We start from the raw sequence: 8,865 nt of genomic DNA, 5'->3' as shown, positions 1-8,865 counted from the left end.
CGACATGACGAGTCTGGATCGTGCGAGCTCAGACTCAAAGGAACTGCGTATGACCTGAATACCGCATACCGCTGATTGCAACAAAAAGAGCTGATCGGCGCTTGACAACTCACTGCTCATAGAAGTCCGTCCTGACTAATTACGCCTTGCTGATGTTTCACTCATGCGACACTTCGGACCGAAGCCACGGCGTCCAATAATCCGTTTAGGGGGCCACCACCTCCACACGCAGGGACGGGGGAATCAGGAGTGAGCCCTGGTAGTTTGGAAATCATGCGCACGAATCGCGCTATTGAACTGTGCCATTTCCTCGTTTCGTCATTGAAACAATTCAGCGAAGAAACGAAGGAAATGGCTTTCCACGTCCTGCCTTCGGCGCTTCAATCGAGATGTGGCTCCCTTCTTGCTTTGCAGCTGTTTGCTTGGGATGGTCCCAGGCGCCAGTGGACAAGAACAACACATGCAATAAGTAGAACTACCCCGGGGGAGTAAGACATGCCTAATTGGATGCTACTTGTCATTGCCGTCACCATGCTGGCAGGATGTGGGCAAGACGTTACGGACGGAATCAAAGCCTACAAAGCCGAGGACTTCGCGAATGCGAAGAGAATATTCGAAGGGCACTCAACGAACGGGGATGCCCAACTCTACCTCGCTAGGATGTACCGGTACGGCGAGGGGGTGAGCAAAGATTTAAAGACTGCTGATGTGTGGTACCAGAAGTCTGCTGGTCAATCTCAGCCAGAGGCAATGCGCGAATACGGCGCCGAGCTATTGGATAGCCCGGATCCCAGTAAGGGAGTTCGTTTGTTGGACGAGGCTGGTCAAGCTGGTGATCCGCGCGCGTACGCCGACCTCGGCTTCCATTACCTGTACAAGGACCGCACAGGCAAACTCGCTCTCGATGCCTTCCAGAAGGGAGGGAACTACTTCCAAGCCCTGTACGGCACAGCTCAGGTCCTGGAGATGGGCGGCACTGCCGTATCCCAGGATCCGAAGGCGGCAAGAGCAAAAATGGAGGCTGCTCTTGCAAATCCCGATCCCGAGCTATCGGGGATGCTGGAGTCCGTGGCGTTCAACCTCGCAGAGTACTACATGTATGGATTCGGTGGGCCAACCGATTCTGCGCGAGCTTTCGATCTGGTCAGCAAATACCCCGGCCCGGAAACCCGTACGCTTGCAGCATGGATGCAATTTCTTGGTATGGGAACCCCCAAGAAGGAGCAGGAAGCCGTCGCTGAATGGAAAAGGATCGAGAGTGGTCACGAGAGACTGATTTATTCGGAACCTTACCTTTGGGCCGGACTATCGATGGCCTACTTCAGTGGCATTGGCGTCGAAAAAGATGCGGTAAAAGCGGAGCTCTACCGGCAGAGGATCCTCCCCGTGTTTGCCGGCAGCTTCCTTCCCGCGTTGTTAGGCACGCAGGGACTCATCCCAGGAGGGTGCGAACTACGCAGGTTGACGTTGTCACACGGAGAAAAGCCAGACCGCTATCGCGCAGTACTCGCCATGACCTGGCTAGAGGTCGCGAAATGTGAAAATAAAAAAGGCGATCTTTCCGGCGCTTTCCAATCGGCGAGAGTGGCAGCTGACCTAGGCAACGTCGACGCACGGATTTTTAGAGTAAGCGTGCTCGCACAGATGACGCCGGGGGATGCAAAACACGCGTTAATGTTCGAGAGTGTCATCGATGGACTCACAGCACTCTCGCAAACCGGCGTATTAGACAAGGCTGAGCGGAAACCGTAATCGGTGCGGAAAGGCCACGTTGACGCTCAGGGCAGCGCGCACATGCGCGATCAGCACGCAGCTTTTGACATAACACCTGGTTAACAACATTTGAACGATCGTGCTTTTTTAGGTGTCTGTCAGGCGCACCTCGACGCGACAGTTATCGTTAGCCAGCCGTCGGTTATCGGGTCAGGAAATCGTTGACGGTCAGCCGCAGCGGCTCGTCGGGCCGCGCAAGGAACTTTCTTTGTGCGACTGCGACGATACGGTTGCGACCGTTTTCAAATATTTTGAGCGTGCGCGTCGCGTCGGCGCTACGCGTTAGCCAGAAATGCTCTTCGAGTGCGTCACGCGCAATTGCGCCTTCGACCTCGCGGCCCCGGATCGACAGCATGAAAACCACAACGCGTCCGTCCGGCGAGACGGCGGGCGCGCGATCAAGAACGTCCATGAAGCACCTCGACGATATCATTCGCGGCCTTTGTATTTGTACTGCGCCGCGCACAAATAAATCTACCAGAAGTTGAAAGCAGCACGATCGTCAATGACGCAACGATTCAACCTCACCAGGTATCCGTTATCGATAGTCGCGAGGCGGCTGAGGTGTTGCAGGCGGTTTTGTGTGTTGAGGTGTACGCAATCGATACAGACGGTTAGTTGCGTATTAGAAGTCAACATTCTCCGTTATGGTGAGCTTTTTCGGGAGTGCGCGTGTACCACCATCTGGCGAGTGGTCCGGCACTACAGCGTGAAGACACCTACCTAAAAGGCTGAATTTACCAGCGAGAACGCAATAGTCGTTTCTGGAGAAGCATTCGTAGATCGCGGCGCGTATCAGTGACGACGTCAATGTAAATCGTGTCGTCGCGCACCTCATATATAGTCCGATTCTGCCCGCTCAAGGCTTCCCGGAAATTCAGACCGCCGAAATCTGCAAGCTTTCAGTTTGTTGAGTTGACGCACAGACTGGCGGCTTATCGCGCGCTTTCGCTATTGGCACCACAACCGACGGGTGCAACGCCGTCAGCGCTTGGGTGACCAGAACGGCTCGTTGGCTGACGACAAGCCCGGCGTGAGTACCCCCTCGCATATAATCCCCGCATTGATAGTGATTTCACCGGCGGAGAGCCCCACTTTATGAGTCAGCCACATGGGCGATATGCGGGACCTCGAGACAAGGGCCCGCGTCAATCGCGCCAACCATCGACTTCTCATCGACAGAACAAGCCATACGTAAAAACGCCACCTTCGCGGGATCCAAACCAGACGGCATCCATTTTCAAAACGCGTTCGTTTAAATGGCTGGTCGATGCGGTGGGCGCGGAGAATATTGCACTGGGACTCGATTCCAACCTGACGCGCGTGGCCGAATTAATAAACGGCGAGAGATTCACACCCGAGACGGCCTTCCACATTGAAACGACGCTCGGGCTACCCGATGGGTTTTTCGATCAACCCAATCCTGCCCTCACATCCGAGACCATCAGTCGTTTGAAGGCGCCGCTTGACTTTATTCGCGCTAACGCTGAACCGGAATCGGCGGACGAGCAGGCATCGGAACCGGCTCCTGCAATATCAGCGAACCACCACCCTACCCCCACTGACCGTTTGCCCAGGGAACCAGAAATGTCAAAGAGAACCGATGGCGGCTCGCCACAGGCCGTCGCGAAGGGCAAGCCCACAGCAACAAGGACTGCCACGGTTACTTCGTCGAAACCGACATCAGCGAAAGCTAAAGCGTCCCTGAAGTCGGGGGCCCAGCAATCCTTGCCGTTGAACCACGTGGCGGCTCTGCAAAACATTCGTCGCGCCAACCTGCACGTACTCACCTCTCGGAAGGGATCGAAGGTGCGGCTCAGCGCGGCAATGAGTATCAGCGCCTCCAACCTGGACAATCGTCTGTATGGGCAGAAGCGCATGGACGATGCTGAAGCCAGCCGCTTCACTGAACGCCTCGGGTTGCCAACTGCCTGGCTGGACATTCCGCGTTCAGTCACGGACATTCCTGAGTCGGTGTCGGCTCTGCTTGATCCACAGTTGGGTCAACCTGCGTCTGATCAACAGGAGCTATCAGCTGCGATAAGGCCGGAAGCGGCGGTGGCAAGAAAGTCCGCGGGTAAGAAGGCGAAAACCGCGAGCGATCGACACGCCCAACCGTCCGAGGCGGATCACGCCAGCGATGCCGCCGTGACGAAGGCAGTCGTGGAGCAACTGGATCCAGTACTCCCGCCTGCCTCCGATCTGGCGATCCGGCAAACTGTTGACAACGATGTCCCACCGCCCGCCTCTCACCAGCAGCCTGCGCCGGCCTCCGTCACAGATGTCATTGCGGAGCCGCGCCGTTCCGCTCCCGTGACGAGCGTGGACGATCTGATAGGCATTGAACCAATAGCAGAAGCGCTGATCAAGACGCTCGCAGGCAAAGCACGGACTGGGCGGCTGGATGAGATGAAAGCGCTGGAACTATTGCGACAGATCGTGTCGCTCTGACCTGAATCGACAGTTCAGCAGAACTCCGTGGCGGCGGGGCTGCCCGCGGAACGGCGCGCCCTTTCAGCAGACGCCACGCACCCGGTCGTTGAGAAGAGAAGCCTGCCTCTTCTCATCGCAGCCTTGATTGCTTGCGCCGGCTGGAGCCGAGCTCTGGAAGCTGCGGGCAACTCGCGTGGCGTCGTTTCTTCGTCTGCTGCACTGGTCGGCTCGCGAAGTGATTCGGCCAGGACGAAAACTTCACTATCGTTACGCGATCTGGGTAATCGTACCTTTCGTGCAATTTCTGGCGGCTAGTCATGTCATAAAAGTGACCATTTCTTTTATGTAAAATGCATAGGATTACGAACCATATTACACCCACGCCGCTGCTGGCCGTAATGTTGTTCCTGCCATCTCGGGCACGGCAAAGCGCCGACATTAAACAAACTTACGCCGTGAATAGGGTCGGTTCTTTGCATGCGGATGAGTCCTTCGCGGGGCCTCGTAGGCGACCGGCCTTTCTGCGATAAGCAAGCCAGATTGCCTCGCCGAGCAGTCTGGAAAGCTGGATTTGACGTTGCGGCGTACGTAACTGCGGCAGACCGTTACTTGCATTGTAATCTCGTAAAGCCCGCCCGAACGGTGAGCTTTTGCGGGATTGCGAAGCTTCGGCAACGCGACTGGAGTGAGTGGGCCGTCAGAGATTGTGTTCGACAACCAACCGCGTTTTCCGACCTGCCTCCATTGCACGTACACGGACACACCGAGAGCTAAACTCGATGTCGATCACTCGCCTGCGACCCCTCGTCGTTCAAACCCGTGAATGCGCTGCGCGGTTGCATGCAGGTCATGGAGACATTTCTGCTTCGCGAACCCTGCGCACGGAAAATATAGATGGTTATTTTCAACAATGCGTGCGGCAATGCGAAACAGCCGAATCCAGCCGTCCCCGAGGCAAGCGCGAGATTTTCCATGCGATTGTGGAGTGGCACATTGAGCACAAGCGGATAGCCATTCACGCTCGCGCGTCAGAGTGTTCGCACAATAGTTACGCGATATTTTTGAGGCGACGGGCTAAACGGAGGCGCCCGGCGAAGTCTAGATCGGCAACACAGCAAATTTATGCGACAACCAGATCACCAGAACCGTCAAAACAAGCGTCAGATAGGGAAGGTATCCCGCATGCCGCTGGACGCCTTCGTCCTGACGTAATTCGAGGTCATCGAGCATCGCGTCGGGAAATCTGCCCTTGTCCTGAATGTAATGGCGATACACAAAAACTGGAATGATCAGCGCGATTGCGATGAGGCCGTTGCGCAATGTCCCGGGGCCCCAGATATCGGCCCCCGCACCGATGCAAACGAGGTCGATGAATCCACAAAGCACACCCAGCGCCAACAGCCAGTTCGGGCACTTGAACGGCCGCGCCCAGTGCGGCCGATCGAGCCGGTGAATCCAGCCCGCCTGAAGGTTCAGAAAGACAAAGGCGAAATAGCAGACATTGGACATGGCCAATATCGCAACATTGTCCGACATCAGCAGCAGGATCAGGTTGAAACACAGATCCGTCCACATCGCGCGCGTCGGGGCGCCATGTTCGTTCACATGCGACAGATAACGTGGCAGCCAACCGTCGACGGATGCCTGGTACAAGGTTCGCGACGACCCCATCATCGAGGTCATGACCGAGAGTAACAAGGTGAAGACGAGCATCACCACGATCACATAGAAGACGACAGCGCCACCGCCGATGATGTTGGCCATCGCCGCAGCCACGCCCGTGCCGTCATAGATACCCGGCTCCAGCAGCCCCTTCAGTCCCATCGCCCCCTGGAACGACAGCGGCACCAGAATATAGATGCCGAGGCACAACAGTCCGGAATAGAAGATCGCCTTAAACGTATCCGTTTTCGGGTTCTTGAACTCACGCGTGTAGCAGACCGCTGTTTCGAAGCCATAGGTCGACCATCCGGCGACGAACAGCCCGCCGATCGCAAGCGTCCAGCCGGCAGCATTCCAGCTCCCCATGACCACATTGCCTTTTGCGTCGTGGGCCAACGGCAGCAACGGGAACCAGTTATGCATATGCACGCCATTGGTAACCAAGGGCACGATACCGAAAAGGGTCAGCGGGATCAGGGCCGCAATCCCCATGTACTTCTGAAGCTTTGCAGCACGTTCCGCACCGTGGTGTTGCACGAGAAACGTCAGCAGCAGGAGCGCGGCACCCAGCACGAAGGTGGCGTTGATCCGCAGGCTCAGCCCTTGCTTGACGGCATCCAGGTTCAGCAGAGTAATCGACCAGGTGTTAATGGCCGCATCGGCCGGAAACAGCGTCGAGAGGACGTAGCTGGCGCCGAGCCCCGTGCCGAGCGCCAGCACCGGCGACCACGCGAACCAGTTGCACCACACCGAAACGGGCGCGAGAAATTTCGAATACCGGACCCAGGCAATCGCACCGTAAATCGATGCCCCACCCGATTTGTGCGGGAACAAGCCGGATATTTCGGCATAGGTAAAGCATTGAATGAACCCTATGGTGATCGAGGCTATCCAGATGATCCACGCGGGCTGCCCAACGGTTGCGGCGATGGCGCCGAGCGTAAAGAGCACAAACGCGGGTGATCCACTCGCCACCCAGAATGCGTCCTTCCATGTCAGGGTCCGCCGCAGGGTCGACGGAGTGCCGGCACCGGGTATACCTTCCAGACCGCTTATCTTTTCGGTTGCACTCAATTCCAACCTCCTCGATCCAGTTCTTTCATGACTTCAGCGCGGCATTCATCAATCCGTTTTACGAATGACATGGCGCAGCGTCTTCGCCGAAGCCGATTGACTCAATACGCAAGTCAACGGCATGACTCACGGTTCTAATTCGTTACGCCCTCATCGAGGCTGATGTCGGCCATAAGCTCGTTAGCCAGATTCTCGATCATGTCGCGCAAAACCACGACGTCGAGTCCCCACGGTGCGCGCAAGCGGGCGCGTGCCCTGAACAGGTTTTCACCTGAAAATGAGCCACTGACAAAATCAGTCTCAAGTTCTTCAATGCTGATCTTGTTTCCCGCCAGCAGGCCCGCAATTTCGCGCACGATACCTGGCCGGTCATGACTGACCAGTTCGAGCCTCAGGCCACGCGCCGGCGTCAACGCGGCGGCGTCAATGCGTCGTTCAAGAACGAGACTCAACCTGTTCGAGCGCAGACTGTGCAACGCGTCAACCAGTGCATCTTCCCTAACTTGTGGCACGCTCAACAGCACGATGCCAGCGAACTTTCCTTCGAGACTGACGAGGCGGGTGTCCAGCCAGTTGGCGCCGAATTCGGTGGTTTTTTCTGCGATGGCATTGAACAGTCCGGGTCTGTCCTCGCCAATGACGGTCAATACGAGAGTCGTCGTCAGAGTCATGTCTCCCTCACTCCTTATGGATGGGTGCGCGTGCTGTTACCCAAATCGCCGCTGACCGTTCAACCCTTCGCCAGGCGCTTGGTCTTTTCGGGGTCATCGAACGGCAGTGTGTGGCTCGACGCGCCCAGAACATAGTCCTTGCCGCGCACCTCCAGCTTTGCGCCGTGGACAGCCAATGCAGGATCCAGGCGGGCAATCGCCATCGACTTGCCGGCGCGTCTCGAGACCATGCCGCACGTGATGACGCCAACCTGCCGCTCGCCCACCCACAACGTGTCGCCGGCTTGCGTCGCCCTCGTTCCGTCTACGAGAACCCCGAAGATCCTGAAACGCTCCTTGCCCTGGAAGCGGAAATGTTCAGCCGCACCACGGAACTCACGCTTGTTCTTTGATACTGTGAAGTCGAGTCCCAACTCCCACAGCGTGTCGCCCGCACGCTGGTGCGCGAACGGATACATCTCGGAATGATCGAACGGATAGAACAGTAGACTGCTCTCCACACGCAGCCAGTCGAGTGCGGTGAACGAACAGGGGATGATGCCCATCGACTTGCCTTTCTCCAGAACCGTATCCCAGATCAACGGCGCGTCTGTGCGCTTGCAGAAAATCTCATAGCCGCGTTCGCCGGTATAGCCCGTTCTCGAGATCATCACGGGCTTGCCGAACAGCGTCGTCTGAGTGTGATGGAAATACGGCAGATCGCGAATGCCAGGAACATGCTCAGCTAAAAAATCAACGGCAACCGGACCTTGCAGCGAAAGATCCTGCAGGTCGTCGTCGAATAGAACCGACACGTTGCGACCTATCCCACCCCGGTTCAGGAGTTCATGCCCCTCGCCAGAACCGTGCACAACCATGAAAGCGTTCGGACCGTTTCGATAGATGACGCAGTCGTCGACGAAATGTCCGCGCTCATTGAGCATGGACGCATAAACCGATTTCCCTGGATACAGCAGCGAGACATCGCGAGTCGTCGCGTAGTCAATCAGCATTTCCGCGTGCGGACCCACTACGTGAACTTTTTTCAAGCCGGAGACGTCCATCAGACCCGCGCGCGTGCGGATCACTTCATGCTCGTCGGCGACGCTCTGGTTATAGGTCCATGCGGTCGGCATGCCGTTCCAGTCTTCAAGCCTGGAACCCAGTGCGTTGTGTCGATCGGCGAGCGCCGCTTGCCGCCATGATTTGGCCATTCCCATACCTCGCCATTGGTTCAATGTAATCAGGACAACACGTCACCAATGCGTAACAA

General features: G+C 56.8%; 6 protein-coding genes. 2 read left to right on the top strand and 4 right to left on the bottom strand.

Annotated features, from left to right (window positions below):
* Positions 1 to 495 precede the first annotated feature (495 nt).
* The gene (locus tag GNZ12_RS03750; RefSeq protein WP_172309064.1) at positions 496 to 1,752 is read left to right on the top strand and encodes a tetratricopeptide repeat protein; all 1,257 of its coding nucleotides are present in this window, start codon (positions 496 to 498) and stop codon (positions 1,750 to 1,752) included.
* A 163-nt stretch (positions 1,753 to 1,915) separates the two neighbouring features.
* Here GNZ12_RS03750 and GNZ12_RS03745 read toward each other — a convergent pair whose 3' ends face one another.
* Positions 1,916 to 2,185 carry a DUF1488 family protein gene (locus GNZ12_RS03745; RefSeq protein WP_172309063.1) on the bottom strand — a complete coding sequence of 90 codons (270 nt, stop codon included), beginning with the start codon at positions 2,183 to 2,185 and terminating at the stop codon, positions 1,916 to 1,918.
* A gap of 686 nt (positions 2,186 to 2,871) precedes the next feature.
* Here GNZ12_RS03745 and GNZ12_RS03740 point away from each other — a divergent pair.
* Positions 2,872 to 4,224, top strand: coding sequence for a hypothetical protein (locus GNZ12_RS03740; RefSeq protein ID WP_172309062.1), 1,353 nt, complete (start codon positions 2,872 to 2,874; stop codon positions 4,222 to 4,224).
* A gap of 1,080 nt (positions 4,225 to 5,304) precedes the next feature.
* On the opposite strand, the gene GNZ12_RS03735 is transcribed toward GNZ12_RS03740, so the two are convergent.
* The 3 genes from GNZ12_RS03735 to GNZ12_RS03725 all read right to left on the bottom strand — a co-directional run bounded on the left by GNZ12_RS03735 (position 5,305) and on the right by GNZ12_RS03725 (position 8,806).
* Positions 5,305 to 6,942 carry an APC family permease gene (locus GNZ12_RS03735; RefSeq protein WP_172309061.1) on the bottom strand — a complete coding sequence of 546 codons (1,638 nt, stop codon included), beginning with the start codon at positions 6,940 to 6,942 and terminating at the stop codon, positions 5,305 to 5,307.
* Positions 6,943 to 7,076: 134 nt separating this feature from the next.
* Positions 7,077 to 7,613, bottom strand: a complete 537-nt coding sequence (locus tag GNZ12_RS03730) for a glycine cleavage system protein R (protein WP_235993577.1) — start codon at positions 7,611 to 7,613, stop codon at positions 7,077 to 7,079.
* A gap of 59 nt (positions 7,614 to 7,672) precedes the next feature.
* Positions 7,673 to 8,806 carry an aminomethyltransferase family protein gene (locus tag GNZ12_RS03725; RefSeq protein ID WP_172309060.1) on the bottom strand — a complete coding sequence of 378 codons (1,134 nt, stop codon included), beginning with the start codon at positions 8,804 to 8,806 and terminating at the stop codon, positions 7,673 to 7,675.
* Between the last annotated feature and the right edge of the window lie 59 nt (positions 8,807 to 8,865).

Origin of the sequence: Paraburkholderia solitsugae, from assembly GCF_013177695.1 — a bacterium.
GTDB classification, from domain to species: Bacteria; Pseudomonadota; Gammaproteobacteria; order Burkholderiales; family Burkholderiaceae; genus Paraburkholderia; species Paraburkholderia solitsugae.
This window is presented reverse-complemented; position numbering and strand designations above follow the sequence as displayed.

Excerpts from the sequence above, each read along its gene's own strand:
- GNZ12_RS03750 (WP_172309064.1), top strand. The coding sequence starts at position 496 with ATGCCTAATTGGATGCTACTTGTCATTGCCGTCACCATGCTGGCAGGA.
- GNZ12_RS03745 (WP_172309063.1), bottom strand. The coding sequence starts at position 2,185 with ATGGACGTTCTTGATCGCGCGCCCGCCGTCTCGCCGGACGGACGCGTT.
- GNZ12_RS03740 (WP_172309062.1), top strand. The coding sequence starts at position 2,872 with ATGAGTCAGCCACATGGGCGATATGCGGGACCTCGAGACAAGGGCCCG.
- GNZ12_RS03730 (WP_235993577.1), bottom strand. The coding sequence starts at position 7,613 with ATGACTCTGACGACGACTCTCGTATTGACCGTCATTGGCGAGGACAGA.
- GNZ12_RS03725 (WP_172309060.1), bottom strand. The coding sequence starts at position 8,806 with ATGGCCAAATCATGGCGGCAAGCGGCGCTCGCCGATCGACACAACGCA.